Raw genomic sequence first — 26,334 nt, 5'->3', positions numbered from 1 at the left:
ATTTTCATTCCTCCCACCTCTCCCGCTTTTTTTCTTCCTCTCTGCTGCGATAATTACCCTAGTGGCTTTGCAGAGGAAAATACTATGGATTACGAATTTCTGCGCGATATCACCGGTGTGGTGAAAGTGCGTATGTCGATGGGGCACGAAGCCGTTGGGCACTGGTTTAACGAAGAGGTGAAAGAGAACCTCGCGCTGCTGGATGAGGTGGAGCAGGCGGCGCTGACGGTAAAAGGCAGCGAGCGCTCCTGGCAGCGAGCCGGGCACGAATACACCCTGTGGATGGACGGCGAAGAGGTGATGGTACGCGCCAACCAGCTTGAGTTTTCAGGGGACGAGATGGAGGAGGGGATGAGCTACTACGACGAAGAGAGTCTTTCGCTGTGCGGCGTGGAAGACTTTCTACAGGTCGTGACTGCCTACCGTGAGTTCATGAAACAGAGGTAACTTCCCGAAGCATCCCTGCTCCGGGCAAAAATTACACGGTCGGAATATTGCGGCCGTAGTAGATTTCGCGCATCTCTTTCCAGAGCAGGTCGGTAATGACCTTACGCTCTTCCTCGCTTAAATCTTCCGGCTTCGTGTGGAACATATAGTGCTTAAGGTCGAACTCCTTGAGCAACATCTTGGTATGGAAGATATTTTCCTGATACACGTTCACGTCCATCATGTCATACAGCGATTTCATGTCGTCAGACATAAAGTTCTGGATGGAATTGATCTCGTGATCGATAAAATGTTTCATGCCGTTGATATCACGGGTAAAGCCGCGTACGCGATAATCAATGGTTACGATGTCCGATTCCAGCTGGTGGATTAAATAGTTCAGTGCGTTCAGCGGGGAAATCACGCCACAGGTTGACACTTCTATGTCAGCCCGGAACGTACACAGTCCACCTTCCGGGTGGCTCTCCGGATAGGTATGCACGCAGATATGGCTTTTATCAAGGTGCGCGACGACCACTTCCGGCAGCGGGCCAGGGTGCTCGGTTTTGTCGATAAGCTTCGGGTCAACCGGCTCTTCACTCACCAGAATGGTGACGCTCGCACCCTGCGGCTCATAATCCTGGCGCGCGATATTCAGGATGTTCGCGCCGATAATCGAGCAGGTTTCTGTCAGGATCTCGGTCAGACGATTGGCGTTGTAGAGTTCATCGATATAGGCGATGTAACCATCGCGCTCTTCTGCTGTTTTGGCGTAGCAGATATCGTAAATACAAAAACTCAGGCTTTTGGTCAGGTTGTTAAAGCCATGCAGTTTAAGCTTTTTCAATTAGCTCACCCCCTTAGTGGATAATGCGTCTTGCAGGTACTGCGGCAGCGCAAACGCTGCGGTATGAATTGCCGGATTGTAGTAGCGGCACGTGAGACCAGCCTGATGGAAGCGGGCCTGGATAATTTCAGTCGAGAGGTGGCGCAGCACGTCGTTATCCGTCGCCCAGGCAAAGGTCATGATCCCGCCGTAATAGGTAGGAATGGCCGCCTGATAGAAGCTGACGTCAGAAAAATAGGTGCTGAGCTTACGGTGGCTATCAAGCGCTTCATCCTGTTGCAGGAAGCAAACGCCGTTTTGCGCCACAAAAATTCCGCCAGGCTTCAGGCAGCGCTTGCAGCCTTCGTAAAACGACGAGGTAAACAGCGACGCGCCCGGACCGATAGGGTCGGTACAGTCAGAGATAATGACATCAAACGTTTGCGTGGTCTGGTTAACAAAATTGACGCCATCGTCGATAACCAGATTAAACCGCGGATCGTCATAGCTGCCGGCATTATGGTTGGGCAAATACTGGCGGCAGAACGACACCACCCCGGCGTCGATTTCCACCATAGTGATGGTTTCGACATTCTGATGGCGAGAGACTTCGCGCAACATCGCGCCGTCGCCGCCACCGATAATCAGCACGTGCTTCGCGTGGCCGTGGGCCAGCAGCGGGACGTGAGTCATCATTTCGTGATAGATAAACTCGTCGCGCTCGGTGGTTTGCACCACGCCGTCCAGCGCCATGACGCGGCCAAAGGCGGCGTTTTCAAAGATTATCAGATCCTGATGATCGGTTTTCTCATGATAGAGCACGTTATCCACGGCAAAATACTGACCAAACTGGTCATGCAGCGTTTCTTGCCATACCGTTTTTTCGGTCATGGGGAGCACCTCCTTCGTTAACATCCATTACATCCGGCAGATGGGCGCAACACAACACCGCCCTGAAGCGGTTAGCGGGTCAACAAGGGGCGTCGGGAAGGTTACTTCACGTAGGCGAGCAGGCTGAGTGAATCGCGAGCCAGCGCTTTGCATTTTTTAGCAGTGGGAATGCCAATACCGCTTAAATCACGGTAGCTGTCTTCACCGAGCGCCTTCATGTCGAAGCTGTCGTAGTTGCTGAGGTCCCATTGGTTCTGCTGGGCAAAAAAGACCAGTGCGCGACGAATTTGCCCATTGGGCAAATTCTGGTAACCACAATCGTTCTTCAGAAAAACAAACACTGCCGTCAGATCGGCCATATCTTCCGCTTCGTTTTCACTTAGCGCGTAACTGTTCGCACACATCGCCATCAGGCTGGCGAACAAAATTGTTCTGAAAAACGTCTTCATTGCCTTTACCACTGCATCACGGAAAATTAACGTTAGCATACTTGATGCCAGGCCGACGATCTTTATTATTGCCGCCGTGCTTGACCTTCCGGTAAGGGGAGGGTTTATGCTCAAAAGATCGCCTGCTGGAAATAAGGAAATGCACATGCAACGTCGTGATTTTTTGAAATATTCTGCCGCGCTGGGGGTTGCCAGCGCGTTACCGCTCTGGAGCCGCGCCGTTTTTGCCGCCGACAGACCGGCTTTACCCATTCCTGAATTACTCGCCGCAGACGCCCGTAGCCGCATTCAGCTTGTGGTGCAGGCCGGTAAAACCACGTTCGGTCAGCACGCCGCCACGACGTGGGGCTATAACGGCAATCTGCTCGGCCCGGCGTTGCAGTTACGCAAAGGGAAAGCGGTGACGGTAGACATTCATAACACGCTTGCGCAAGAGACGACGCTGCACTGGCACGGGCTGGAAGTCCCGGGCGAAGTGGATGGGGGGCCTCAGGGCGTCATCAGGCCTGGAGGTAAACGCAGCGTAACTTTTACCCCTGACCAGCGTGCGGCAACCTGCTGGTTCCACCCGCATCAGCATGGCAAGACGGGCCATCAGGTGGCGATGGGGCTGGCCGGCCTGGTGCTGATTGAAGACGATGAAAGCCGCCTGCTGCGCCTGCCCAAACAGTGGGGTATCGACGATGTCCCGGTGATTGTGCAGGACAAAAAATTCAGTGCTGACGGGCAAATTGACTATCAGCTGGACGTCATGAGCGCGGCGGTAGGCTGGTTCGGCGATACGCTGCTGACCAACGGCGCGATTTATCCTCAGCACGCTGCGCCAAAAGGCTGGCTGCGCTTGCGTCTGCTTAATGGTTGCAATGCGCGTTCCCTCAATTTTGCGACCAGTGATAAACGCCCTTTGTACGTGGTCGCCAGCGACGGGGGGCTTCTGCCGGAGCCGGTTAAAGTGGATGCGCTGCCGATGCTAATGGGGGAGCGCTTTGAGGTGCTGGTGGATATCAGCGACGGCAAGGCGTTTGACCTGGTGACCCTGCCGGTCAGCCAGATGGGGATGGCGGTTGCGCCATTTGATAAGCCGCACCCGGTGTTACGCATTCAGCCGCTACAAATTACCGCGTCGGGCACGCTGCCGGATACCTTAACCACGCTGCCTGCGCTCCCGTCGCTTGAGGCGCTTACGCAACGCAAGCTCCAGCTCTCTATGAACCCGATGCTCGACATGATGGGCATGCAGGCGCTGATGAAGAAGTATGGCAATCAGGCGATGTCGGGAATGCATCACGGTCAGATGATGGGTCATATGAATAGGGATCACGGCAAAATGGGCAGCATGGATCACGGCGGCCATGGCTTTGATTTCCACAACGCCAATATGATCAACGGTAAAGCGTTTGATATGAATACACCGATGTTTGCTGCCACAAAAGGGCAGTTTGAGCGCTGGGTGATTTCTGGCGAAGGCGACATGATGCTGCACCCGTTCCATATCCACGGCACGCAGTTCCGCATTCTTTCTGAGAACGGCAACGCGCCGGCTGCGCATCGCGCGGGCTGGAAAGATACGGTGAAAGTGGAAGGTGGCGTCAGCGAGGTGCTGGTGAAGTTTGACCACGAAGCTCCGAAGGAATTTGCCTACATGGCGCACTGCCATCTGCTGGAGCATGAAGATACGGGGATGATGCTCGGTTTTACCGTATAAAAAAAGCCGGGTGGCGGCTTCGCCTTACCCGGCCTGCTTTTCTTCGCTGGTGCGGCCTGATGCCCTCACCCTGACCCTCTCCCACGGGGAGAGGGAACAGACACTAAAAACGGCAACTTTCGTTGCCGTTTTGCTTTTACCTTGCGTCGTCAGGCAGCGCATACGCGACAATATAGTCGCCCATCTTCGTGCCAAACGAACCGTGACCACCCGCGGAGATGACAACGTACTGTTTGCCATTCACTTCATAGGTCATCGGCGTGGCCTGCCCACCGGCTGGCAGACGGCCCTGCCACAGTTTTTCACCGTTGGTCATGTTGTACGCGCGCAGGTAGTTATCTGCGGTTGCCGCGATGAACAGCACGTTACCGGCGGTGGAGATTGGGCCACCCAGCATTGGCATACCCATATTGAACGGCACCGGAACAGGCATCGGGAACGGCATGCTGTCCTGTGGCGTACCAATACGTTTCTTCCAGACGATCTTGTTGGTCTTCAGATCCAGACCGGAGATGTAACCCCAGGCAGGCTGTTTACACGGCAGACCGAACGGAGACAGGAACGGGTTCAGCGTCACGCCATACGGAACGCCATACTGCGGCTGGATACCGGCTTCGGTACCGCTGCCTTTCGCGTCTTTCGGCTGCTCCATTGGGTTACCCGGACCGCGTGGGATCAGACGGGAAACGAACGGCAGCGCCATTGGGTTAGCGATGGCGACCTGACGGTTAGGGTCAACGGAAATCCCACCCCATTCGAACATCCCCAGGTTGCCCGGGAAGACCAGCGTACCCTGCTCTGACGGCGGGGTGAAAATCCCTTCGTAGCGCAGCTGGTGGAACATCACGCGGCACACCAGCTGGTCAAACATGGTTGCACCCCACATGTCTGCACCGCTGAGATCTTTCTTCGGACGGAAGCTCAGGTCAGAGAACGGCTGAGTTTTGGTGACGTAGTCGCCTTTAGCCGCGCCCTGCGGAACCGGTTTTTCCGGCGCAGGAACAACCAGCTTACCGTTACTGCGATCCAGCACGAAGATGTTGCCGGTTTTGGCCGGGGCGTAAATCACCGGAACGGTTTTGCCGTTGACGGTAATATCCGCCAGCGTCGGCTGGGACGGCATATCCATATCCCACAGATCGTGGTGAACGGTCTGGTAGCTCCACGCCAGTTTACCGGTCGTTGCGTTCAGCGCCACGATGGAGCTGGCATAACGTTCCTGCTCCGGCGTACGGTTACCGCCCCAGATATCCGGCGTGGTCACGCCCATCGGCAGGTAAACCAGGTCCAGCTTCGCATCATACGCTGCCGGTGCCCAGGAGTTCGGCGAGTTGAAGGTAAAGGTGTGTTCATCCGATGGGATCGCGTTAGGATCTTTCGCGCCCGGGTCGAAGGCCCACAGCAGTTTACCGGTATTCACGTCGAAACCACGGATAACGCCGGAGGTTTCACGGGTAGAAAAGTTATCCGTTACCGAACCGGCAATCACGATGGTTTTATCGGTGATGATTGGCGGGGAGGTCGGCTCATACAGGCCCGGGGTAGTGTCCGGCATGTTGGTCTGAAGATTCAGGATGCCTTTGTTGGCGAAGGTTTCGCACAGCTTCCCGGTCTCAGCGTTAATGGCAAACAGGCGACCATCGTTCACCGGCAGCATAATGCGGCGAGGACAGTCGGCAATGACTTCCGGGCTGGCATTATCGGCGCGCGCTTCGTGGTAGGAAACGCCACGGCAGGTGATGTGCTGGAACGACGGGTTAGAGTTCAGCTGTGGATCAAAGTGCCATTTCTCTTTACCGGTGGCCGCGTCGAGCGCGAACAGACGCTGGTGCGCCGTACACAGGTAGAGCATGTTGCCCACTTTAATCGGGGTCACTTCGTTGGTCAGCTCACCCGGATCGTTTGGCATCTTCAGGTCGCCGGTACGGAATACCCAGGCTTCCTTCAGGTTTTTCACGTTGTCCGCGTTGATCTGCTTCAGCGGGGAGTAGCGTTGACCTTCCTGGTTACGACCGTAGGCAGGCCAGTCACCGTCAGCCACCTGCGAGATAGCCGCAGCCGGCGTGGCCTCTGTGTTCAGCGTACCGTGAATCTCCTGCGGATCGTTGAATCCGGCCCAGGTCAGGATACCGCCGCTAATCAGCAGGGCAACGAGCAGGCCGGCTACGGCACCGCTGGACGGAACGATCAGGCGACGCCAGACAAACGGCAGGATCAGCCAGATACCGAAGAAGACCAGAATGTCGCTGCGCGGCGTCAGCGCCCAGAAGTCGAACCCGACCTCCCAGACGCCCCAGATCATGGTTGCGAGCAGTAACGCTGCGTACAGCCACAAAGCAGATTGTTTTCTGCGTAAGAGCAGGATGGTTACGCCAACCATAACCAGACCCGCAATCGGGTAGTACCAGGAGCCGCCAATAGCGACCAGCCATACGCCACCGATCAACAAATACAGCGCGCAGAATGCGGCAAACGCGGCTGTTAATGTCACCAGTAGACGCGGCTGTTTAGTTTTTGTTTCAGCCATAGAAAAGTACTCGTCAGTTTTGTTAATTATTTGCTAGCAATTAATTATAGGTATTAACAACTGTGATCGGAATCACAAATATTGCTTTTATAACTCATACGCCAGGGTTATCCATTTACTGGTATAATGGCTGGCTTGCGTATCGATGCCGGAGCGAGAGTCATCCGCATTGAGAGATTTTCACTAAAATCATTTGGTTAGTAATATGAAACATACTGTTGAAGTGATGATCCCGGAAGCCGAGATCAAAGCGCGTATCGCCGAACTGGGTCGTCAAATCACCGAACATTACAAGGACAGCGGTAGCGAGATGGTGCTGGTCGGTCTGTTGCGTGGCTCTTTCATGTTCATGGCAGACCTGTGCCGTGAAGTGCAGGTGCCACACGAGGTCGATTTTATGACCGCCTCCAGCTACGGCAGCGGCATGTCCACAACCCGTGATGTGAAAATCCTGAAAGATCTGGATGAAGATATTCGTGGCAAAGATGTATTGATCGTTGAGGACATCATCGACTCCGGCAACACACTCTCAAAAGTGCGTGAGATCCTGAGCCTGCGTGAACCAAAATCGCTGGCGATTTGTACCTTGCTGGATAAGCCAGAGCGCCGTGAAGTGCAGGTGCCGGTGGAGTTCGTTGGTTTCTCTATCCCGGACGAATTCGTGGTGGGTTACGGCATCGACTACGCGCAGCGTTATCGTCATCTGCCGTATGTCGGGAAGGTTGTATTGCTGGACGAGTAAACGAGTTGGGTGCGGCCTGATGCCCTCACCCCGGCTCTCTCCCACAGGGAGAGGGAGCAAACCCAAAACGGCAACCTGGTTGCCGTTTTGCTTTTACCTCGGCGCTGCCCGGCTTTGTTTATTTATGGTTAACGTGCTTAAGCTTGAGGTTGGCAATTCCCGAGCGGTAACGCTGTTCCAGCGTTTCGCGGTTGGTGGCGGTCACTTCCAGATTGCGCAGCAGGCCGTCATGAATACCGTACGCCCAGCCGTGAATAGAGACCTTTTGCCCGCGTTTCCATGCCGACTGCATAATGGTAGAGTGGCCCAGGTTATACACCTGCTCCATCACATTCAGCTCACACAGCGTGTCGAGACGGCGCTCCTGCGGCATTTCACCCAGCAGTGAGCTATGTTTGAACCAGATATCACGGATGTGCAGCAGCCAGTTATCGATTAACCCCAGCTCTGTATTTTCGACCGCCGCCTGTACACCGCCGCAGCCGTAATGGCCACAAATAATGATGTGCTCAACCTCCAGAACGTCGACGGCATACTGAACAACTGAAAGGCAGTTGAGATCGGTATGAATAACCAGGTTAGCTACGTTGCGGTGAACAAACAGTTCGCCTGGTTCAAGGCCGGTGAGACGTTCGGCGGGGACGCGGCTGTCGGAACATCCAATCCAGAGAAAGCGCGGGTTCTGCGCCTGTGCGAGTTTTCCAAAAAATCCGGGGTCTTCCTCCACCAGCATTTTTGACCATAGTGCATTGTTGCTGATGAGTGTATCTATGTCGTTCATGGAGGTTAGCGACCTGTAACCAAGTGATTGCGTTGCGCTACTATAGGGTAACCCGACTTTTAATGAAACCACACAACGTGTGTCAGAACTTAAGGTAAGTTAAATTCATGGCGATTGCACTGGAGCTTGAACAGCTCAAAAAAACCTACCCGGGGGGCGTTCAGGCGCTGCGCGGAATAGATCTTAAAGTCGAAGCGGGAGATTTCTACGCGCTTCTGGGGCCGAACGGGGCGGGGAAATCCACCACCATCGGGATCATCAGCTCGCTGGTCAACAAAACGTCGGGCCGCGTCAGCGTGTTTGGCTACGATCTGCAAAAAGACGTGGTTAACGCCAAGCGCCAGCTGGGGCTGGTGCCGCAGGAGTTCAACTTCAACCCGTTTGAGACAGTGCAGCAGATTGTTGTTAACCAGGCGGGTTACTATGGCGTTGAGCGCAAAGAGGCGCTTGAGCGCAGCGAAAAATACCTGAAACAGCTTGATCTGTGGGAGAAGCGTAACGAGCGTGCGCGGATGTTGTCGGGGGGGATGAAACGCCGTCTGATGATTGCGCGTGCGCTAATGCATGAGCCAAAGCTGCTCATCCTCGATGAACCGACCGCGGGCGTGGATATTGAACTGCGTCGTTCCATGTGGGGCTTCCTGAAGGATCTGAACGACAAAGGCACCACAATCATTCTGACCACGCACTACCTGGAAGAGGCTGAAATGCTGTGTCGCAACATCGGCATCATTCAGCACGGCGAACTGGTGGAAAACACCTCGATGAAAAATCTGCTCTCCAAGCTGAAATCAGAGACTTTTATCCTCGATCTGGCGGCGAAAAGCGCCCTGCCGAAGCTGGAGGGGTATAACTATCGCCTGGTGGATACCTCGACGCTGGAGGTGGAAGTGCTGCGCGAGCAGGGGATCAACAGCGTGTTCTCTCAGCTGAGCGCGCAGGGCATTCAGGTATTAAGTATGCGTAACAAAGCGAACCGACTGGAAGAGCTGTTTGTCTCTCTGGTGCATGATAAACAAGGAGACAAGGCATGACGCATCTTTACTGGGTCGCGCTGAAAAGCATCTGGGCGAAAGAGATTAACCGCTTTATGCGTATCTGGGTGCAAACCCTGGTGCCGCCGGTGATCACCATGACGCTCTATTTCATTATCTTCGGTAATCTGATTGGATCCCGCATCGGTGAGATGCATGGTTTTACCTATATGCAGTTTATCGTACCGGGCCTGATTATGATGGCGGTGATCACCAACGCCTACGCGAACGTAGCGTCCTCATTCTTCAGCGCCAAGTTCCAGCGCAACATTGAAGAGCTGCTGGTGGCGCCCGTGCCGACGCACGTCATTATCGCCGGTTACGTGGGTGGCGGCGTAGCGCGCGGTCTGTGCGTGGGGATCCTGGTGACGGCGATTTCGCTGTTCTTCGTCCCGTTCCAGGTGCATTCGTGGCTGTTCGTGGCGCTTACGCTACTGTTAACGGCCATCCTCTTCTCGCTGGCCGGTCTGCTGAACGCGGTGTTTGCCAAAACGTTTGACGACATCAGCCTGATCCCGACCTTTGTGCTGACGCCGTTAACCTATCTGGGCGGGGTGTTTTACTCCCTGACGCTGCTGCCGCCGTTCTGGCAGGCGCTGTCGCACCTGAACCCGATCGTCTACATGATCAGCGGCTTCCGCTTTGGCTTCCTCGGCATTACCGATGTCCCGCTGTTCACCACCGTTGTGGTGCTGGCGGTATTTATCGTGGCGTTCTATCTGCTTTGCTGGTATCTGATCCAGCGTGGACGTGGGCTACGTAGCTAACCTTCTGCCCGGCGACGTTCTGTTTGCCGGGCACTTTATTTGATAGTTATCACCGTAAACTAACCTTCACCTGGATAAACTACTCGCCTGCTAAGGAGAGACGTTATGCTGGGATGGGTTATCACCTGCCACGATGAAGAGGCACAGGAAATGCTCCTGAAGCTGGAGGCGCGATTTGGCCCTCTGGCGCAATGTCGTGCGGTAAATTACTGGCGAGGGCTGAGCACCAATATGCTCAGCCGGATGATGTGCGATGCGCTGCATGAAACCGATACCGGCGAGGGCGTGATTTTTCTCACCGACAGATCGGGCGCAGCGCCTTACCGTTCAGCGGCGTTAATGAGCCATAAGCATGATAATTGTGAAGTGATCTCCGGTATCAGCTTGCCATTACTTGAAGCGATGCATCCGCTGCGCGCAACGTTAAGCAGCGCTGAATTTCGACACGCTATCGTGGCGCAGGGCTCGCCGGGCGTGAGCAGCCTGTGGCACCAGCAGCAGAAGAATCCGCCATTCGTTCTGCTTCACGATCTGTATAAGCATTAAACATTGGTATTGATGTCGCTTTTGCTACAATGGCGACTGATTTTCCGTGTCGATTTATATCCCATGCTCATGCGCGTTATCTTTATCCTTTTGCTACTGGTTTCCGGTGGTTCGTCTGCCAGCCTGACCAGTCAGCAGGGCCTTCCTGCTCAATATATGCAAACCACCGAAGATGCGGCCATCTGGGCGCAGGTGGGAAATGCCGTCGTGAACGTGGGCAATGTCCGCGCCGGGCAGATCCTCGCCGTTTTTCCGGCCGCGGCGGATTACTATGAGTTTCGCTTCGGGTTCGGTACCGGCTTTATTGATAAAGACCACCTTGAGAAAGTGCAGGGTAAGCAACGCGTTGAAGATAGTCTTGGCGATCTGAACAAGCCGCTCAGTAACCAAAATCTCATCACCTGGAAAGACACCCCGGTGTATAACGCCCCCAGCAGCGGAAGCGCGCCCTTTGGCACCTTAAGCGCCAATCTTCGCTATCCGATTCTGAATAAGCTGAAAGATCGCCTGAACCAGACCTGGTTTCAGATCCGCATCGGCAATCGTCTGGCGTGGATCAGCAGCCTGGATGCGCAGGAAGATAACGGCATTCCGGTGCTGACCTACCATCATATCCTGCGAGATGAAGAGAACACCCGGTTTCGTCATACCTCCACGACCACCAGCGTGCGCGCGTTCAGCAACCAGATGACCTGGCTTCGCGATCAGGGTTACACCACGCTGACGATGTACCAGTTGGAAGGATACGTGCGTAATAAGATGAACCTGCCCGCAAAGGCGGTAGTGATTACGTTTGACGACGGCCTTAAATCGGTGAGTCGCTACGCGTATCCGGTGCTGAAAGAGTATGGCTTTAATGCGACGGCGTTTATTATTTCGTCACGAATCAAAGGTCACCCTCAAAAATGGGACCCGAAATCGCTACAGTTCATGAGCGTTCAGGAAATCAAGGCCATTCAGGATGTGTTCGACATTCAGTCTCACACACATTTCCTGCATCGCGTGGATGGGTATAAACACCCCATCTTATTGAGCCGCAGCTATCACGTGATCCTGTTCGATTTTGAACGCTCGCGCCGGGCGCTGGCGCAGTTCAACCCGCGCGTGCTGTATGTTTCGTACCCGTTTGGCGGGTATGACAATAAAGCGATAAAGGCGGCCAATGATGCCGGTTTCCATCTGGCAGTGACGACGGTGAAGGGGAAGGTGAAGCCGGGGGATAATCCGTTCTTACTGAAACGCCTGTATATCTTAAGAACGGATTCCCTGGAGACCATGTCGCGGCTGATCAGCAATCAGCCGCAGGGGTAGATCGCTTTAATCGTATGACATAACGAAGACACTGGTTGCCTTAAACTGACCTGCTTTTAATGTCTTACCGTCTGCGACGAGGCGAGCAATTAAATTTATATTGGTTGAGCCAGGAACTGAAGCATCATTATAAATATAGGTGGAGTTAGTGTTATTTGGAACTAACTGCTGGTTGCCGTCATAAAGTATCTTGACGCCCATTCCCGATGCTTCACTGCTTCCAAGCGTATTTCCGAGTAAATTTTCGCTACCTGTAATGGTTGTCGAGGTCATTTTGGTCGAAAATTTAACCACGCTTGTACAGCCACTTACGTTAATAGTAAAGGGAATATCGCGAGACTTATTGTTTTTAATGTCAGAAATATAGTAATCCCCCATATCAACGGTGTTACCTCCATCAGACAGAGCCATGATGTCACAGGTGGGCAATACTATTGGGATCTGGAAACTTGATTCATTAACCATGAATTTCCAGGGCTTGTTATTACTGTCGTTATGGTCACCTAAACTCATATAGCCTAATGTCCCTGCCTTAGGACGAATGACGGTTTCTTTGTTAGGATTACCGCGGAAGGAATCGCTGATTCCGACTTCAATATGAGCGGTAAATTTTTGCCTGTCCCAGTTACCCTCTGCGCCATCATTATAGCTGACTATTTTATAATCGCTGGTGTTCCCTGAAAAGAATGCCCCACTGCCTCCAGGCGTAGTGTTTATACTAACCGTATAAACTACGCCTGGGATGTTTGTTTCAAATGCGGCATTCTGATATATGGTTCCCGCATAAACGGAAGTGTCAGTTTTTGCCCATAGATCTTCTCCATCGTTACCGGCGCTGCAATACGCGGCAAGCTCCGGGGATAAGCCAACCTCAAATCTGGCAATAGTAACGTACCAACCGGCATTAGGATCAGGGATTCGGACCGTTTCACCGCTATAGGCAGAGTTAGCTAGCGTTGTTGTACCACCATAGCCGTCTGCAAATCGACATTCTACGTATCCCCATGCGGTTCCTTGCTGGAGTAATAAGGAGAAAAAAAATAATTTCATTAAGAGCAAACAATTACTCTGCATGTTTATCAGTGATTTCATAACTGTCCATGTCCATTTTATTCATATGTTACATCAACCAGTACTTTACTGGTGATAGTTCCCCCAGCGACCGTGCCGATATTTTGGTACCTGGCATAGAACCGATAATCCGTTAAAAAGGCATTACCCTGAGCACTGACGTCATAAACGACCCTTGATGTGCCGTCACTGTTTAAAACATTGGTTTTATTTTTTTCAGAGAAAACGACAACGCCTACGTTTTTTGCGGCGCCTGCGGTACTTTCGTCACTTTTGAAGACCTGATTATGCCCCGGCCAGAAACCCGTCTGTGGGGAAAAGCTAAAGCTTAATGTTTTTGCCGTACTGGTATCACCATAGCAATCATCGATATGGATCCAGAAGGGAGTACCACCTGCATCATCCGTAGCAGTATAACGGTCGCTACCATCGCTGTTATAAAACCAACTACGCATGACGTTAGGGAGATATATTTCTCCGCTATTTTCAACGCTCAGTTTACAAGTGCTGTTAACAATATTCGCGGTCAGGTTTACTTCCATCCCCGAATCGGCCTGGCTTACGCCAGGCATGGTGCTACCAGCCAGACTGAAAAGCAACATCAGACCGGGCTGGCGAAAAATATACGGTGCTCGTTGCATGTTCATCCCTGGGTTATGGATATGCAATCGTGAACGTTACCGGTGCAGTGACGGATCCGGTTCCAACGTTTGCAATAGTTTTGCCATTTGCAACTACGATGCGTGAGTTCATTTGGAATTCGCCCGCGCCATCGGCAATAGTCACTTCCTGTGCTGCTGGAGGCTTTTTACAGCTTAGCATAACGCCAGTATCGACCGTGCCTGACCAGATTTCGAATCCGGTTTCTAAGCCTGCGGAATAAGAATCTCCGTCTTTATTCAGACCGGAGCATGTCCCGCCAGCACCGCTCGCAGCAGATACCGTTGCCTTTGTTACGCCAGAACAATTGGTGAAGGCAATTTTTAACGGTTCGACGCGCGTTTTGTTCACAATGTCGGATTTATATACGTCGCCAAACGCAATTTCACTGGACGCAGCGCCTGCACCGTTGAGTACTTTTGCGGTACATGTGCCTGAAACGACTTTGGTTTTTATTGTCATTGCGACACTGTCAGTTCCTGTAATTGCTGCACTTGCCATTCCGGAGGACAGAAGAGCAAAAACGGACAGGGAGATAAAAGTAGATTTCATTTTCATAATATTGCTCCGTTTTACTGCACCAATTACTCGTAGCTGAACTTGAAGGTTGCTATGGCCTGAAAATCACCGATGGTCATACTGTCGGTTTGGGTTTCACGCAGTGTCGCTACCAGCGGTACTTCTTTGTTTTGAATTTCTGTCGCCGTCCAGACCAGGCGTTCCGTATCCACTTCGGAGTTAATTTTAAAGGGAGCATTTGGCGCGGATGCTCTGGCAATTTCCACTGCGGCATAGTTTGCGCCTGTGGTGTCTTTCGATATTTGGTTAATAAGACCCGTATCCAGATATCCTGAAGGCGTTCCCTCTATCGTTGTTTTCAACGAGGCCAGAGAAGACGGACATTCAACCAACACGATTTTGAACGTTGCATTTGCGGTCCCGGCTTTAACATCATCAAGTCGCACCTGACCATTGTTCCCAATGGTGAGCGTTTGTGCCGTATCCGATCCCGTACCTCCGACCAATTTCATGTCACATGTGGTTTCGCGAATATTGGCCGTAAAATTAACATTGAGTTCGGCTGCCGTAGCAGAGCCAACTATCGCTAACATTGCGAATGCGATTAACGAATAACCGCCACGTTGTTTATTCATTTTTTTTTCCATGGGTGTAATTCCCTGTTGTCTATATCATTACATTTGACACTGTTGACCATTCAAAATGGTCGTTAGGCCCGCTTTTTTAGCATTAGCCGGGATTTGATAATGCACGGTACAGTTACTGGCACTGTCGTTACCCCAAACAACCCGAAGCGTTCCTTTTTCGTCTACTCCGCGTACGTAAGCCTGCCCTGCCTGGCCTACTGTTCCGATAGGTTCATTTTTCTCGTTCAGCACATCAGCACCTAACGGAATAAAGCCTTTATCAGAACGCTGTAATTCCAGGACAAGTGAACGACCTTCGTCCGTTTCAAAATTCACCAGTACAACGGAGCCATTGCGCGGTACGGCTACTGCGCTGGTACTTTTAATTTCGACATCAGTTTCGAGAGTGCTGATATCAAGTGATACGCGGTTTTCTCGATAAGCGGACATATACGGCATAATCCCGTAGCCAGAGCTATTAATTCGGCTCTGACCGTATCCCAGGCGAGCGCCCGTTGCGCCACTTGCTTTCACCAGGGCCAAAGAATCCGTTTCACCGATACTGCCAGGTGTAAACACTACCCCCCCTGTGTGAACAATCATTCCCCCGTTGTAACTGGCGGAATATTGTTTGCTATTGTCATCACCAAAGGATGCAGAGAGTCCAAGCGGACCGTAAGGGCTATTCCATGAACTGTAGCCACTGACCTGGTTCAGGTTGCCGTAGTTTCCTCCGTTCGAAGAGGCACTGACGGAGTAGCTCATATCGTTATTTTTGGCATTTCCGCTCGCCGTTGAGTTGAAGCTGGTTCCGCCTTTAAAATCTGAACGCAAGCTCATGTTAACGTTATTGAACCCACCGGCCTGCGCTCCCTCTTTATCGAACAGACTGAAGGGGATGCTGACGTTGACATAAACGCTATCGTCCTTTTCTCCAGACTCATCGTAGGTGCGTTGCACAGAAATGCTGTAGCTTCCGTAGGCAAAGCTGTTGTTGTAACCCACGCTGTAGTCGGACGTAGAACTGCTGTCGTTCCAGTAATCCTGCCAGGTACCGCTAACATAGAGTGAACCGTGATCATCGCCGTTAATCTGCAACGGCTGGTTAAGGCTAATCTGTACCTGATTTTTGGTTCGCTGATAGTCAGCGTAAAGCTGAGCGTTGCTGTCATAAGAGCGATTACCGTATTCCTGATGATGAATGCTGTCCTGTAAAGAGGCGGCATCATTCAGACTGAGGTAATCTTCGGTTGAGAAACGATAAGCAGCCACGTTTAAAGAGGTGTTTGTCGCTTCGAGCATTTTGCTGTAAGTCAGTCGATAACTCTGCCCTTTAAGCGTGTCCAGTCCCTCGATGTCGGCATAAGACTGGGTAACGTCTGCTGCAAATGCACCCATTTCAGTATTCATGGCCAACCCGAGCAAGCCGGCGTAGAAATCCATATCTGTATATTGCGCGCCAACGTAACCGGTGAAGGTATTACTCAGACCATACGAATAGGTTGCATAACCGACGTTGGGTTTGTCGCGTAATGAATCGTCATTAAGCTCACCTAAGCCAATATCCCAGCGGCTGGAGCCTGGACGCAGCATCTGTGTTACAGAGGAGAACGGAACGGTAAAAGTCCGTTTGCTGCCATCAGCTTCTTCAACGGTAACAATTAAATCGTTGCCATAGCCTGTCGTGCTGAGATCGTTGATCTCAAATGCGCCAGGTGGAACGGTTGTTTCATAAATTTTGTTGCCACTCTGGATTACGGTGACCTTAGCGTTGCTATTCGCGACACCTCGAATAACGGGGGCGTAGCCAGTAGAGCCTTGCGGGAGCATGCGATCGTCGTTGTACATGCGCGCACCGCTTAAGTTCACGGCATCAAAGATGTCACCTCGCGTGAAAGAATCACCCATGACCAGCTGGGCTCTCAGCGGGGTGATATCTCGCTGAAGGTAAATGTCCTGGCTTGAATAGTGTGAACCATTCTCACTGTCCCAGTTCAGACTCCCACGGGAACGTAAACGCCATGGCCCCATGTTCAGACCATAATGCAGGCCAGCATAGGCGGTATCGGTGTTAGCGCTGCCGGATTCGCTATGCCAGGTGTTAAGATCGTATGAGAGTATTCCGGCTGGAACACCGTTATCCCATAAAGAAGGGTCAACGTAGCCTGCCGGAAGCTTCAGGACATAAATTTGTGGGAAATGAAGATCCATTTCCTGCCTGTTACTATCAAAGTTAGCAGAGGCGTCGGGATAGTATTTCTTGATATCCACGCATGCATCTTCATTATCCTGATATTCGTCCACCAGTACGCGGGTATCTATACCTGATTGAGATAAAATCACTTTAGTCAGACACGCAGAGGCGCGTGGCGTCTTATTATCGATAAAGGTCATCTCAACCGTGGACTTGGGAGTGCCATTCAGGTTAACTTTTACGCGATAGGTGCCGGGCAGAACGGGGTTGCCGTAAGCATAACGCTCAACGTTGATACCTCCACCATTATCAATAAGGAATTGATCATTGAATTCAATTGCCGATTCTGATTCGGAAGGAGATTCTGCATTTTTTATCCCATTCTCGCTTGCATATAAAGGGAATGCTGCGCAGATTGCGATACATAAGAGTGAGCGTTGAAATAGCATGCTTCATCCAGACAAGTCGTTGTTCGAATGTCTTGTATCATTCAAACTACTGATAATTATTATTGGTAATGTTTTTGCTGTTATTTAACTTTTGCGTCAAAAGTATCAGAGCCACCATTATCATTAATGGTGTCGTAAATGACGGTACCCATCGTTATATTGCTTAAACCTTTTACCTGCATGGTTTGAGTGCTAAATGGTAAAATAGATTTATGCTCGACAGGATATGATTTTCCCGACGCTTTTAATGTCACGCTTGAAACAGATACGTTGTATGGTGAATCGTTATGGGCAATTAAGTTTACTGTCTTACCTTGTCTTTGCTGTGACCATGTTACTTTAGATGCAGCATCGCCCGGCGTGCCTTTCAGTCCGTCAGGTCGGAAGAAGAGTTTAATCCGCGTGCGGAAAGCAAGCTGAAGCTGGTTTGGACTTTCACCGTCTTTAAGTTTGGATTTAGGTGGGATCTCAAGAACGTTAAACCAAAATAGTGATTCGCGATCCTGAGGTAATGTCCCCCCCAACCATGAGATACGAACAGACTGACCTTTCTGAGGATCAATTCGAGAGACAGGAGGCGTAATAATAAAAGGCAGTTTTAATTCCTGTGGATTGATATTATCACGACCATCGTCGAGCCATGACTGGACCAGCAACGGTTTTTTACCACGATTGTCTAAAGAAACAATAACATCTTTCTGCGACTGCTGATAAACAATACGTGTCCCAGAAATTACGATATCTGCGCTAGCCTGAAATGAATAACAAGCAGCAGCAGCGAGACAAGCTGCTTTCAATCCCTTATAAAATGATGTAATTAACATTTTTCCACTTCCTGTTGGAATGATATCAATAATCCCCCGGCGGATGTCAGGGGATTAATCTTCTTTAATACTAAGAGCTTAGAATTATTCGTAGATCAGCGTAAAAGCGGCCTGCGCCTGAACAACACCGGCAGATACTGGGTTGTTCGCTGCATCCCAGCTCTGGCCCTGGGTGTAAGCTACACGGTAGTAAAGTGTACCTGCGCCAGCTGCATCAACAGTGGCTTTCTGGGTGTTGTTAGACTGGTCCAGTTTAATCTGATCGGTCGCAGAGTTACCGTCGTTCGACAGAACCAGGTTAACGTTTTTAGCAGCGCCCAGGGTGTTTGAGGCTGGAACCAGCAGACCGCCAGAAGTCGAAGAAGAACCCGCCCATGAATCAAACTGAGCAGATGCTTTTTTAACGGTAGCTGAATCGCAACCGGTCAGTGTCAGAGAGAATTTCTTTTCACCCAGCGTACTGGTGGTACCCAGGGCATTTGCGAAATCTTTTACAAATACGGTATCCAGGTTAACGTCGAAATCATTGCCTTCCTGGTCAATTTTCTGATCCAGGGAAACTTTACAGGTATTGTTAGAAACCATACCGTGGAAAGTAACAGTACCTGTATCTGAAGCTGCCATTGCAGAACCTGCGCTCATAACCATTGCTACGACCGTTGCCAGACCTAATTTATTAAAAACCATTTTGATATCCATATTATAAATACTAAAAATTAAACATATTTAAAATTTATACTTTTCCCGAAATAATATTCGGGATGTGAATTCTATGTGATTTTAGTGGGTTGTGAGAAGCCGTTTGTTATTAAAGATTCTTAAAAGCTTATTAAGATAATATTACTGGTTTTATGGGGGGTGTTAATGGGACGTCTAACGGAAGGGAATGAATGTAGGGCTGGAATTAAAAAAGCATACAAATTACTTTATTATATTTGCCTTGTTTATATTAATTACCCGATATACATCGGGTAATTAATACCAGGAGTCTTATGCCACCTGAACCGGAATCGCCTTAGCGGTGCGCTTCATGTCGTTATCGCCTTCGAAATAAGCGACCTTAGGCTGCCAGCGGCGCGCTTCTTCATCAGACATCATGACGAAGCTGGCGATGATCACGATATCACCCACGTCCGCACAGTGTGCAGCAGCGCCGTTAACAGAGATGATTTTCGATCCGCGCTCAGCGGCGATCGCATACGTTGAAAAGCGCTTGCCGTTGTTTACATTCCAGATATCAATAGCTTCGTTTTCGAGAATACCCGCCGCGTCGAGAAAATCCTGGTCGATCGCGCAGGAGCCTTCATAGTGCAGGTCGGCCTGGGTGACTTTCACACGGTGAAGCTTACCTTGCAGCATTTTGCGAATCATTACGTTTACCTTTCATCTTCCGGGTAGAAAAAACTACGCCAGCTCAACCACTTTGTTGTCAATCAGGCGAGCCTGGCCAAGCCATGCCGCCACCAGAATTACTGCACGTTTGCTGGTCTCCGTGAGTTCAAGCAGAGTATCAGCATCACGGATTTGAATATCATCAGCGCGGAAGCCGTTGTCGTTCAGCGACTGTTCAGCCAGAGCGACGATCTCTTCCGCGCTTAACGCTTTCGCCAGAAGCTGTTCGGCCATGGCGGACATCACCTTGCTTAAGCCCGGTGCGATCTTGCGCTGCTCGGCAGTGAGATAGCCGTTACGGGAGCTGAGCGCCAGACCGTCTTTTGCACGCACAATCGGCACACCGACGATCTCAATGTCGTAGCCCATGTCGGCAACCATTTTGCGGATCAGTGCCAGCTGCTGGAAATCTTTCTCGCCAAAGCAGGCGATGTCCGGTTGCACCAGGTTAAACAGCTTGCTGACGATGGTGGACACGCCGCGAAAATGGCCTGGACGGCTTGCTCCTTCCAGCATGGTGGAAATGCCCGGAACGTCAACGAAGGTCGCGTCGTCGGTGCCCTGCGGGTAGATATCCGCCGGGGCGGGTGCGAAGACGATATCCGCATGACGCTTTTTGAGCTTCTCGCAATCTTCCTGGAGAGTGCGCGGGTAACGTGCAAGGTCGTCGGCGCGGTCAAACTGCATTGGGTTAACGAAGATACTTACCACCACGATATCTGCCCGCGCACGCGCCTCATCGACCAGCTTCATATGGCCGTCATGCAGATTGCCCATGGTTGGAACCAGGGCGATACGTTTACCTTCCTGACGCGCGCGACGAATATGTTGGCGGAGCAACGGCAGGGTTTCAATGATTAGCACAACGAGACTCCTTAATGGAAACTGTGTTCTTCGCCCGGATAGACGCCGGACTCAACCTCGGCAATATACTGCCGCACAGCAGCACGCATGTCGCCTGCTTCTGTCAGGAAATTTTTGGCGAATTTTGGAATGTGCCCGCCGGTGATCCCGAAGGCGTCGTGCATGACCAGGATCTGGCCATCGGTGACGTTGCCCGCGCCGATGCCGATCACCGGAATCGACAGCGCCTCAGTGATACGCTTAGCCAGTTCAACCGGCACGCACTCCAGCACCAGCAGCTGCGCGCCTGCGGCTTCCAGCGCCACGGCATCATCAAACAGCGTCTGTGCCGCATCGCCGCGTCCCTGAACCTTGTAGCCACCAAAGATATTGACAGACTGCGGCGTCAGACCCAAATGACCACAAACGGGCACAGCGCGCTCGGTGAGCATTTTCACCGTATCGACCAGCCAGGCGCCGCCTTCAATTTTGACCATATTGGCGCCGGCGCGCATCACTGTCGCCGCATTTTCGAAGGCCTGTTCCGGGGTGGCGTAGGCCATAAACGGCAGATCGGAAAGCAGCAGGCAGGTGGGGGCACCCCGGCGCACGGCACGGGTATGGTAAGCAATATCCTCGACCGTGACCGGCAGAGTGGAATCATGTCCTTGTACCGTCATCCCTAATGAATCTCCGACCAGCATGACGTTGATCCCTTCTTCGGCAAATAGTTTTGCGAAGCTGTAGTCATACGCGGTGATCGTGGCGAAGCGTTTTTTTTCCTGTTTGCATTTCTGCAATAAGGAGATGGTGGTTGGTTTCATACTGTTTCCTGATGACCCAAAAGCGAATCTTTGCGCATTCTAACAGTAACATTCGAGGGAACAATGATTTTAGGCAATCGATTAACCACAAATAATAAATGGCTAATCGATGCGGAGATGGGGTTACCAGCGGGCCGGTTTATCCGCGTTGAGATTTTGCAGAACGGCTTGCAGAGATGTGCCGTCAGGGAAGGTGAGATGGGGAGCGACTTCAAACAGCGGCCAGAGCATAAACCCGCGATTTTTCATGTCGTAGTGCGGAACGATGAGACGTTCGGTACTCATCACCTCGTGGCCGAAAAGCATAATATCGAGGTCGAGCGTGCGCGGACCCCAGCGTTCGGCTTTGCGGACGCGACCCTGCTGTAGCTCAATACGCTGGGTATTATCCAGCAGTGTTTCAGCGTCAAGGGTCGTTTCCAGCACCACGGCGGCGTTCAGATAATCAGGCTGATCCTGCGGGCCGAGCGGGGGCGTGCGGTAAAATGAGGACAGCGCGACAATGCGGCTTTGGGGGATCTCCCCCAGGGCCTGCACGGCAGCGTTAACCTGCTCAAGCGGAGAGGCCAGATTGCTGCCGATAGCGATATAAGCAAGGGTCATGCCGTGCCTTCACGACGCGGTGCGCGCTTGCGCGGGCGACGGTGACGACGGCGCGGTGCCGGCTCATCATCCAGATCCGTGAGCATATCTTTTTGCTCCGGTGGTGCAGAGACCTGAAATTCTCCCCACCACTGCGCCAGGCGCTGTAGCTCCTGATTTCTTTCGACTTCAGCACGCAGAGAGAGCAAATCGAACGCAGCGCGGAACTTCGGATGCTCCATCAGCTTCCAGGCGCGTTTACCCTGACGGCGGGACATACGCAGCTGAAGCTGCCAGATATCACGCACCAGCGTGGTAATACGTTTCGGGATCGCCAGCGTGCGACAGCCTTCGTCCAGCACGTCGTTTGCTGCCAGCGCGAACGCATCATAATAGGCGAGACCGCTTTCCTGAGTGATGCGCTGCGCTGTTTCCAGCAGCGGATACCAGAACATGGCCGCGAACAGGAACGCCGGATTCACGCGCATATCGTTATGAATACGGGTATCCGTGTTCTTCAGCACCTGCGCAATTATCCGCTCCATTGCGCTGTCACCGTTTTCGGTGAAGTAGCGGGTGATGGTCGGGAACAGCGGCTGGAACAGGTTGTATTCGCGCAGCAGATTGTAGGTTTCGAACCCGTAGCCTGCCTGGAGCAGCTTTAACGACTCCTCAAACAGGCGGGCAGGGGGCACGTCGTTGATCAGCGTCGCCAGGCGCGGGATAGGCTCTGCGGTTTCCGGGCTGATACGCATGTTCAGCTTGGCGGCGAAACGCACGGCGCGCAGCATACGGACCGGATCTTCGCGATAGCGCGTTTCCGGCGTGCCGATCAGGCGAATCAGGCCCTCTTTCAGGTCCTGCATGCCGCCGACGTAATCGCGCACGGTAAAATCCGCCACGCTGTAGTAAAGGCTGTTGATGGTGAAATCGCGACGCTGGGCATCTTCTTCAATAGAGCCGAAAATGTTGTCGCGCAGCAGCATGCCGTTTTGTCCGCGCTGAGAAGTCGTGCGATCGTTGACGCCCGCTTCGTGGTGACCGCGGAAGGTCGCCACTTCAATAATTTCGGGCCCAAACATCACATGTGCCAGACGGAAACGGCGGCCAACCAGACGGCAGTTGCGGAAGAGTTTACGCACCTGTTCAGGCGTGGCGCTGGTCGTCACGTCGAAATCTTTTGGTTTTTTGCCCAGCAGTAAATCGCGAACCCCGCCGCCGACGAGATAGGCCTCGTAGCCTGCTTTATTCAGACGATAGAGCACCTTGAGGGCATTTTCACTGATATCTTTGCGGGAAATATTGTGCTGCTCACGCGGAATGACCGACATGTGTGGCTGTGCAATAGCGTCGTTCGCCATGCTCTCTTCGCGGCTCAGCACTTTACGGCAAAAATTAGCGACTCGGGTAAAAATAGTACACCTCGTAGTGTGTTTTGTTATCAAAAAAGCGGCTAATCATAGCTCAGCGCAACGCATTTGAGAATGCTGGATTTTTGGCACGGCCATAAGCGACCAGTCAGCAATTGCCCTTATCAGCAATTCATCCAGACTCAGATCCTGCCATTCCTGCGTTACATTCTGGTTGAGAAATCGCAGGGCGTCGATTAAAACCGGGCGCGGATCGCCGTCAGGCAGCGCCGGGGCATGGTTCTGTTTTGACAGCTTATTTCCCTGCTCATTGACCGCCAGCGGCAGATGGATGTAATCCGGCACCGTCCAACCAAACTGCTGGTAAAGCGAAATTTGCCGCACGGTAGGCTCAACCAGATCTGCCCCACGCACGATTTCCGTGACGCCCTGGAAATGGTCATCCACCACCACCGCCAGGTTATAGGCAAACAAACCATCACGACGGTGAATAATAAAATCTTCACGTGCCAGGCGTTCATCCGCCTGAATTGTTCCTGAGAGCACGTCGGTAAACTGTATTACCGGAGAACGCTGAATCAGCCGTACGGCGGCATTATCAGGGCCGTTGTGCCGCGTACGGCAGTGGCCGTCGTAAACGCCACCCACGCTCTGAATTCGCGCCCGCGTGCAGGTGCAGTTATAGGAAAGGCCCTGCTCAGCAAGCCACGCCAGACGTTCACGGTAGGCATCATGGCGTCGAGACTGCCAGAGAACCTCGCCGTCCCAGTGAAGACCGTAATGTTCCAGCTGACGCAGAATAGTTTCTGCTGCACCGGGAACTTCACGGGGAGGATCGATATCTTCAATGCGGACCAGCCATTTACCCTTGCGAGCGCGAGCCTGTAGGTAGCTGCCGAGCGCGGCAATTAATGAGCCGAAGTGTAATTCACCGGAGGGAGATGGCGCAAAGCGCCCAATATAGTGAGATTCAGACATATCAACGGTAACAAGGCGGGAGAAACTCCCGCCTTAGCAGAGTAGTGAGAGGGCAGGCGTTAGCCGGCCATCTGTTTTTCGCGGATTTCTGCCAGCGTTTTACAGTCGATGCACAGATCGGCTGTTGGACGCGCTTCCAGGCGACGAATACCGATCTCGACACCGCAGGATTCGCAGTAGCCAAAATCTTCGTCCTCGACCTTCTTCAGCGTTTTTTCGATCTTTTTGATCAGTTTGCGCTCGCGGTCACGGTTACGCAGTTCGAGGCTGAACTCTTCTTCCTGAGCGGCACGGTCGACCGGGTCCGGGAAGTTAGCAGCTTCATCCTGCATATGTGTAACGGTGCGATCGACTTCATCCCTGAGTTGATTACGCCATGCTTCAAGAATACGCTTGAAGTGCGACAGCTGGGCTTCGTTCATATACTCTTCGCCCGGCTTCTCTTGATACGGCTCCACCCCAGCGATGGCGAGAATACTCAGGGACGATGTTTTACGGTTTTGCCCTTCTTGCATGTTGCTTCTCCTTAACACGCACTATCGATCCCCGTGTTGGGGGAAAAATCAGGTCGCTATAAATAGCAGATGCTTTTCCGTATGGCAATTATCTAAACGTAACACTTGACAACCCTGTGAGGAAAAGCGTATTTGCGCACGCGGCCAGAACACTTATTAGTCAATCGTCTAATCCCTTATAAGACAATGGGAAGAGAGGATCTCAGAGTCATATTATCGGCAGAAAGTTCCGCTTTATAAGCGAAAATCTCTACCCCCTGCTTTTGTGCCTCATTCAACAATTGCGCGTATTTAGGATCAATATGACGGGCCGGGGAAAACCGTTCAATGGCTGAATGCAGAACCGCAAACAGCAATACGGCGCGCTTGCCCGCCGCCGCGACACTCATTAGCTCTCGCAGATGCTTCTGGCCACGTAGTGTTACCGCATCCGGAAAGAAGCCGTTTTCCTGTTCCGCTAACGTCACTGATTTCACTTCAATATAGCACTCAGGGCGGTCTTCCGCCTGTAACATAAAATCAATTCTGCTGCCTTCATCGCCATATTTCACTTCGCTTTTTTGCGTGCCGTAACCCACCAGTTCAGGCAGCATTCCATTTGTCAGGGCTTCCTTAACCAGCTGATTTGCGCGCAGGGTATTCACGCAAATAAATGCCCCGCTTTGCGTCTCGGTCATTTCCCAGGTATGGGGATATTTGCGTTTAGTATTTTCTGATGTGGAATACCAGACCGTGTCACCCGGCGTGGCGCAACCGGTCATGGCGCCGGTGTTGGGGCAGTGCAGCGTGAGCGTTTCGCCCTCAGGCGTGATCACGTCAGCGAGAAAGCGTTTGTAACGCTGGATCAGCGTGGCGGGTTGGAGTGCAGGGCTAAACTTCATCAGGATTCCTTAACGTGTCGCCCAGCGTCCAGCGCTGGAGCGGAGTATAGCGGGTGCGTCCTTGTACAAAGGCTGATTCGTACAGCGCAAACTCATTCACCTGAAAGGACCAGTGAAAGCCCGGTGGCGGGATGGCAACAGCCTGACCCGCATCGCGCAGCAGGGTAATATGGGGATGAAACGGCAGCGGGCTTTGATAACAGCCGCTGCGCGCGGCCTGCGCCCGCAGCATGTTTGCGAGCTGGAGCAGCCCTCGCGGGGGCTGACGCGTCCCCAGCCAGACCACCCGGGAGCGTAGCCATTGCCCGGCATCATCAAGATGCAGCGTAAACCCCGGCTGAGAAATGCGTCCGGCCACTGCGCTTAATGCGCGCTGCTTTTCAGCGCTTACCTCGCCGAGAAAAGCTAACGTCAGGTGCATATTGGCGGCGACGACGGGGCGGCCCGCTTCCGTGGGGAAGTGGCTGGCGCGCCAGCGAACAATCTGCCGTTGAAGCGTGGTGGGTAATTCAATGGCGAAGAATAGCCGTTTTGACTCAGACATGCGCAAGACTCGGTAATGATATGCGCCGATGCTACAATGTACGCCGATTAATGTTAA

The 26,334-nt window shown here is 52.3% G+C and carries 28 protein-coding genes; 7 read left to right on the top strand and 21 right to left on the bottom strand.

Going from position 1 to position 26,334, the window contains the following annotated elements; translation table 11 throughout:
- Nucleotides 1-84: 84 nt before the first annotated feature.
- Nucleotides 85-447 (top strand): protein YacL, encoded by a 363-nt coding sequence (gene yacL / locus G6Q29_RS07630; RefSeq protein WP_165465135.1) that lies wholly within the window; start codon nucleotides 85-87, stop codon nucleotides 445-447.
- Nucleotides 448-478: 31 nt separating this feature from the next.
- Here the strand turns inward: yacL and speD are convergent, their stop codons facing one another.
- From speD to G6Q29_RS07615, 3 genes are all read right to left on the bottom strand, one after another.
- Nucleotides 479-1,273, bottom strand: coding sequence for an adenosylmethionine decarboxylase (speD, locus tag G6Q29_RS07625; protein WP_165465134.1), 795 nt, complete (start codon nucleotides 1,271-1,273; stop codon nucleotides 479-481).
- Entirely contained in the window at nucleotides 1,274-2,143 is an 870-nt protein-coding gene (gene speE / locus G6Q29_RS07620) for a polyamine aminopropyltransferase (RefSeq protein WP_165465133.1), read from the bottom strand. It lies immediately after the preceding gene.
- Between the two features lie 101 nt (nucleotides 2,144-2,244).
- Entirely contained in the window at nucleotides 2,245-2,592 is a 348-nt protein-coding gene (locus G6Q29_RS07615) for a YacC family pilotin-like protein (protein ID WP_003856306.1), read from the bottom strand.
- Nucleotides 2,593-2,737: 145 nt separating this feature from the next.
- Between G6Q29_RS07615 and cueO the strand changes: the two genes are divergently transcribed.
- Nucleotides 2,738-4,297 (top strand): multicopper oxidase CueO, encoded by a 1,560-nt coding sequence (gene cueO, locus G6Q29_RS07610; protein ID WP_165465132.1) that lies wholly within the window; start codon nucleotides 2,738-2,740, stop codon nucleotides 4,295-4,297.
- Between the two features lie 136 nt (nucleotides 4,298-4,433).
- On the opposite strand, the gene G6Q29_RS07605 is transcribed toward cueO, so the two are convergent.
- Entirely contained in the window at nucleotides 4,434-6,824 is a 2,391-nt protein-coding gene (locus tag G6Q29_RS07605) for a glucose/quinate/shikimate family membrane-bound PQQ-dependent dehydrogenase (RefSeq protein ID WP_165465131.1), read from the bottom strand.
- A 205-nt stretch (nucleotides 6,825-7,029) separates the two neighbouring features.
- Between G6Q29_RS07605 and hpt the strand changes: the two genes are divergently transcribed.
- Complete coding sequence (gene hpt / locus G6Q29_RS07600) at nucleotides 7,030-7,566, top strand: hypoxanthine phosphoribosyltransferase (RefSeq protein WP_032644976.1); 537 nt, start codon at nucleotides 7,030-7,032, stop codon at nucleotides 7,564-7,566.
- Between the two features lie 118 nt (nucleotides 7,567-7,684).
- Here hpt and can read toward each other — a convergent pair whose 3' ends face one another.
- On the bottom strand, nucleotides 7,685-8,347 hold the full coding sequence (can, locus tag G6Q29_RS07595) for a carbonate dehydratase (RefSeq protein ID WP_003856301.1): 663 nt from the start codon (nucleotides 8,345-8,347) through the stop codon (nucleotides 7,685-7,687).
- 107 nt (nucleotides 8,348-8,454) lie between these two features.
- Here can and G6Q29_RS07590 point away from each other — a divergent pair, with 107 nt between their 5' ends.
- The 4 genes from G6Q29_RS07590 to G6Q29_RS07575 all read left to right on the top strand — a co-directional run bounded on the left by G6Q29_RS07590 (nucleotide 8,455) and on the right by G6Q29_RS07575 (nucleotide 12,005).
- Entirely contained in the window at nucleotides 8,455-9,381 is a 927-nt protein-coding gene (locus tag G6Q29_RS07590; protein WP_003856300.1) for an ABC transporter ATP-binding protein, read from the top strand.
- Nucleotides 9,378-10,148 (top strand): ABC transporter permease, encoded by a 771-nt coding sequence (locus G6Q29_RS07585; RefSeq protein ID WP_006810078.1) that lies wholly within the window; start codon nucleotides 9,378-9,380, stop codon nucleotides 10,146-10,148. The genes G6Q29_RS07590 and G6Q29_RS07585 overlap by 4 nt, the downstream gene beginning before the upstream one ends.
- A gap of 105 nt (nucleotides 10,149-10,253) precedes the next feature.
- Nucleotides 10,254-10,694 (top strand): PTS sugar transporter subunit IIA, encoded by a 441-nt coding sequence (locus tag G6Q29_RS07580; RefSeq protein ID WP_165465130.1) that lies wholly within the window; start codon nucleotides 10,254-10,256, stop codon nucleotides 10,692-10,694.
- 63 nt (nucleotides 10,695-10,757) lie between these two features.
- The gene (locus G6Q29_RS07575; RefSeq protein WP_165465129.1) at nucleotides 10,758-12,005 is read left to right on the top strand and encodes a polysaccharide deacetylase family protein; all 1,248 of its coding nucleotides are present in this window, start codon (nucleotides 10,758-10,760) and stop codon (nucleotides 12,003-12,005) included.
- A 6-nt stretch (nucleotides 12,006-12,011) separates the two neighbouring features.
- Here G6Q29_RS07575 and G6Q29_RS07570 read toward each other — a convergent pair whose 3' ends face one another.
- The 16 genes from G6Q29_RS07570 to thpR all read right to left on the bottom strand — a co-directional run bounded on the left by G6Q29_RS07570 (nucleotide 12,012) and on the right by thpR (nucleotide 26,277).
- Nucleotides 12,012-13,097, bottom strand: coding sequence for a fimbrial protein (locus G6Q29_RS07570; RefSeq protein ID WP_242637205.1), 1,086 nt, complete (start codon nucleotides 13,095-13,097; stop codon nucleotides 12,012-12,014).
- A gap of 17 nt (nucleotides 13,098-13,114) precedes the next feature.
- Entirely contained in the window at nucleotides 13,115-13,717 is a 603-nt protein-coding gene (locus G6Q29_RS07565) for a fimbrial-like protein (RefSeq protein WP_165465128.1), read from the bottom strand.
- Between the two features lie 13 nt (nucleotides 13,718-13,730).
- Nucleotides 13,731-14,294 (bottom strand): fimbrial protein, encoded by a 564-nt coding sequence (locus tag G6Q29_RS07560; RefSeq protein ID WP_165465127.1) that lies wholly within the window; start codon nucleotides 14,292-14,294, stop codon nucleotides 13,731-13,733.
- A gap of 26 nt (nucleotides 14,295-14,320) precedes the next feature.
- Nucleotides 14,321-14,902, bottom strand: a complete 582-nt coding sequence (locus G6Q29_RS07555) for a fimbrial protein (RefSeq protein ID WP_242637204.1) — start codon at nucleotides 14,900-14,902, stop codon at nucleotides 14,321-14,323.
- A 27-nt stretch (nucleotides 14,903-14,929) separates the two neighbouring features.
- Nucleotides 14,930-17,524, bottom strand: coding sequence for an outer membrane usher protein (locus tag G6Q29_RS07550; protein ID WP_165465126.1), 2,595 nt, complete (start codon nucleotides 17,522-17,524; stop codon nucleotides 14,930-14,932).
- A gap of 80 nt (nucleotides 17,525-17,604) precedes the next feature.
- The gene (locus G6Q29_RS07545; protein WP_165465125.1) at nucleotides 17,605-18,348 is read right to left on the bottom strand and encodes a fimbrial chaperone; all 744 of its coding nucleotides are present in this window, start codon (nucleotides 18,346-18,348) and stop codon (nucleotides 17,605-17,607) included.
- A gap of 84 nt (nucleotides 18,349-18,432) precedes the next feature.
- Nucleotides 18,433-19,035, bottom strand: coding sequence for a fimbrial protein (locus tag G6Q29_RS07540; RefSeq protein ID WP_165465124.1), 603 nt, complete (start codon nucleotides 19,033-19,035; stop codon nucleotides 18,433-18,435).
- Nucleotides 19,036-19,338: 303 nt separating this feature from the next.
- Nucleotides 19,339-19,719 (bottom strand): aspartate 1-decarboxylase, encoded by a 381-nt coding sequence (gene panD / locus G6Q29_RS07535; RefSeq protein WP_006810068.1) that lies wholly within the window; start codon nucleotides 19,717-19,719, stop codon nucleotides 19,339-19,341.
- Nucleotides 19,720-19,752: 33 nt separating this feature from the next.
- On the bottom strand, nucleotides 19,753-20,604 hold the full coding sequence (gene panC / locus G6Q29_RS07530; RefSeq protein ID WP_165465123.1) for a pantoate--beta-alanine ligase: 852 nt from the start codon (nucleotides 20,602-20,604) through the stop codon (nucleotides 19,753-19,755).
- Between the two features lie 11 nt (nucleotides 20,605-20,615).
- Complete coding sequence (gene panB, locus G6Q29_RS07525; RefSeq protein ID WP_165465122.1) at nucleotides 20,616-21,407, bottom strand: 3-methyl-2-oxobutanoate hydroxymethyltransferase; 792 nt, start codon at nucleotides 21,405-21,407, stop codon at nucleotides 20,616-20,618.
- Nucleotides 21,408-21,530: 123 nt separating this feature from the next.
- Complete coding sequence (gene folK / locus G6Q29_RS07520) at nucleotides 21,531-22,010, bottom strand: 2-amino-4-hydroxy-6-hydroxymethyldihydropteridine diphosphokinase (RefSeq protein ID WP_165465121.1); 480 nt, start codon at nucleotides 22,008-22,010, stop codon at nucleotides 21,531-21,533.
- Nucleotides 22,007-23,404, bottom strand: coding sequence for a polynucleotide adenylyltransferase PcnB (gene pcnB, locus G6Q29_RS07515; RefSeq protein ID WP_207309785.1), 1,398 nt, complete (start codon nucleotides 23,402-23,404; stop codon nucleotides 22,007-22,009). The genes folK and pcnB overlap by 4 nt, the downstream gene beginning before the upstream one ends.
- 42 nt (nucleotides 23,405-23,446) lie before the next feature.
- Entirely contained in the window at nucleotides 23,447-24,337 is an 891-nt protein-coding gene (gene gluQRS / locus G6Q29_RS07510) for a tRNA glutamyl-Q(34) synthetase GluQRS (RefSeq protein WP_165465120.1), read from the bottom strand.
- A 59-nt stretch (nucleotides 24,338-24,396) separates the two neighbouring features.
- Nucleotides 24,397-24,852, bottom strand: a complete 456-nt coding sequence (dksA, locus tag G6Q29_RS07505; RefSeq protein ID WP_001155232.1) for an RNA polymerase-binding protein DksA — start codon at nucleotides 24,850-24,852, stop codon at nucleotides 24,397-24,399.
- A 176-nt stretch (nucleotides 24,853-25,028) separates the two neighbouring features.
- The gene (gene sfsA, locus G6Q29_RS07500) at nucleotides 25,029-25,733 is read right to left on the bottom strand and encodes a DNA/RNA nuclease SfsA (RefSeq protein WP_017694492.1); all 705 of its coding nucleotides are present in this window, start codon (nucleotides 25,731-25,733) and stop codon (nucleotides 25,029-25,031) included.
- Nucleotides 25,723-26,277 (bottom strand): RNA 2',3'-cyclic phosphodiesterase, encoded by a 555-nt coding sequence (gene thpR, locus G6Q29_RS07495; protein ID WP_165465119.1) that lies wholly within the window; start codon nucleotides 26,275-26,277, stop codon nucleotides 25,723-25,725. The genes sfsA and thpR overlap by 11 nt, the downstream gene beginning before the upstream one ends.
- Between the last annotated feature and the right edge of the window lie 57 nt (nucleotides 26,278-26,334).

This window comes from Enterobacter cloacae (assembly GCF_011078175.1).
Classification (GTDB): Bacteria; Pseudomonadota; Gammaproteobacteria; order Enterobacterales; family Enterobacteriaceae; genus Enterobacter; species Enterobacter cloacae_Q.
This window is presented reverse-complemented; position numbering and strand designations above follow the sequence as displayed.

Bases quoted from the DNA above. Each gene is read 5' to 3' on its own strand.
- panB (WP_165465122.1), bottom strand. From the start codon at position 21,407: ATGAAACCAACCACCATCTCCTTATTGCAGAAATGCAAACAGGAAAAA.
- G6Q29_RS07560 (WP_165465127.1), bottom strand. From the start codon at position 14,294: ATGAAAATGAAATCTACTTTTATCTCCCTGTCCGTTTTTGCTCTTCTG.
- G6Q29_RS07605 (WP_165465131.1), bottom strand. From the start codon at position 6,824: ATGGCTGAAACAAAAACTAAACAGCCGCGTCTACTGGTGACATTAACA.
- G6Q29_RS07545 (WP_165465125.1), bottom strand. From the start codon at position 18,348: ATGTTAATTACATCATTTTATAAGGGATTGAAAGCAGCTTGTCTCGCT.
- G6Q29_RS07575 (WP_165465129.1), top strand. From the start codon at position 10,758: ATGCTCATGCGCGTTATCTTTATCCTTTTGCTACTGGTTTCCGGTGGT.
- G6Q29_RS07570 (WP_242637205.1), bottom strand. From the start codon at position 13,097: ATGAAATCACTGATAAACATGCAGAGTAATTGTTTGCTCTTAATGAAA.
- G6Q29_RS07580 (WP_165465130.1), top strand. From the start codon at position 10,254: ATGCTGGGATGGGTTATCACCTGCCACGATGAAGAGGCACAGGAAATG.
- G6Q29_RS07565 (WP_165465128.1), bottom strand. From the start codon at position 13,717: ATGCAACGAGCACCGTATATTTTTCGCCAGCCCGGTCTGATGTTGCTT.
- G6Q29_RS07615 (WP_003856306.1), bottom strand. From the start codon at position 2,592: ATGAAGACGTTTTTCAGAACAATTTTGTTCGCCAGCCTGATGGCGATG.
- G6Q29_RS07555 (WP_242637204.1), bottom strand. From the start codon at position 14,902: ATGGAAAAAAAAATGAATAAACAACGTGGCGGTTATTCGTTAATCGCA.
- yacL (WP_165465135.1), top strand. From the start codon at position 85: ATGGATTACGAATTTCTGCGCGATATCACCGGTGTGGTGAAAGTGCGT.
- G6Q29_RS07550 (WP_165465126.1), bottom strand. From the start codon at position 17,524: ATGCTATTTCAACGCTCACTCTTATGTATCGCAATCTGCGCAGCATTC.
- sfsA (WP_017694492.1), bottom strand. From the start codon at position 25,733: ATGAAGTTTAGCCCTGCACTCCAACCCGCCACGCTGATCCAGCGTTAC.
- cueO (WP_165465132.1), top strand. From the start codon at position 2,738: ATGCAACGTCGTGATTTTTTGAAATATTCTGCCGCGCTGGGGGTTGCC.
- folK (WP_165465121.1), bottom strand. From the start codon at position 22,010: ATGACCCTTGCTTATATCGCTATCGGCAGCAATCTGGCCTCTCCGCTT.
- G6Q29_RS07585 (WP_006810078.1), top strand. From the start codon at position 9,378: ATGACGCATCTTTACTGGGTCGCGCTGAAAAGCATCTGGGCGAAAGAG.
- G6Q29_RS07590 (WP_003856300.1), top strand. From the start codon at position 8,455: ATGGCGATTGCACTGGAGCTTGAACAGCTCAAAAAAACCTACCCGGGG.
- thpR (WP_165465119.1), bottom strand. From the start codon at position 26,277: ATGTCTGAGTCAAAACGGCTATTCTTCGCCATTGAATTACCCACCACG.
- G6Q29_RS07540 (WP_165465124.1), bottom strand. From the start codon at position 19,035: ATGGTTTTTAATAAATTAGGTCTGGCAACGGTCGTAGCAATGGTTATG.
- gluQRS (WP_165465120.1), bottom strand. From the start codon at position 24,337: ATGTCTGAATCTCACTATATTGGGCGCTTTGCGCCATCTCCCTCCGGT.
- can (WP_003856301.1), bottom strand. From the start codon at position 8,347: ATGAACGACATAGATACACTCATCAGCAACAATGCACTATGGTCAAAA.
- speE (WP_165465133.1), bottom strand. From the start codon at position 2,143: ATGACCGAAAAAACGGTATGGCAAGAAACGCTGCATGACCAGTTTGGT.
- dksA (WP_001155232.1), bottom strand. From the start codon at position 24,852: ATGCAAGAAGGGCAAAACCGTAAAACATCGTCCCTGAGTATTCTCGCC.
- panD (WP_006810068.1), bottom strand. From the start codon at position 19,719: ATGATTCGCAAAATGCTGCAAGGTAAGCTTCACCGTGTGAAAGTCACC.
- hpt (WP_032644976.1), top strand. From the start codon at position 7,030: ATGAAACATACTGTTGAAGTGATGATCCCGGAAGCCGAGATCAAAGCG.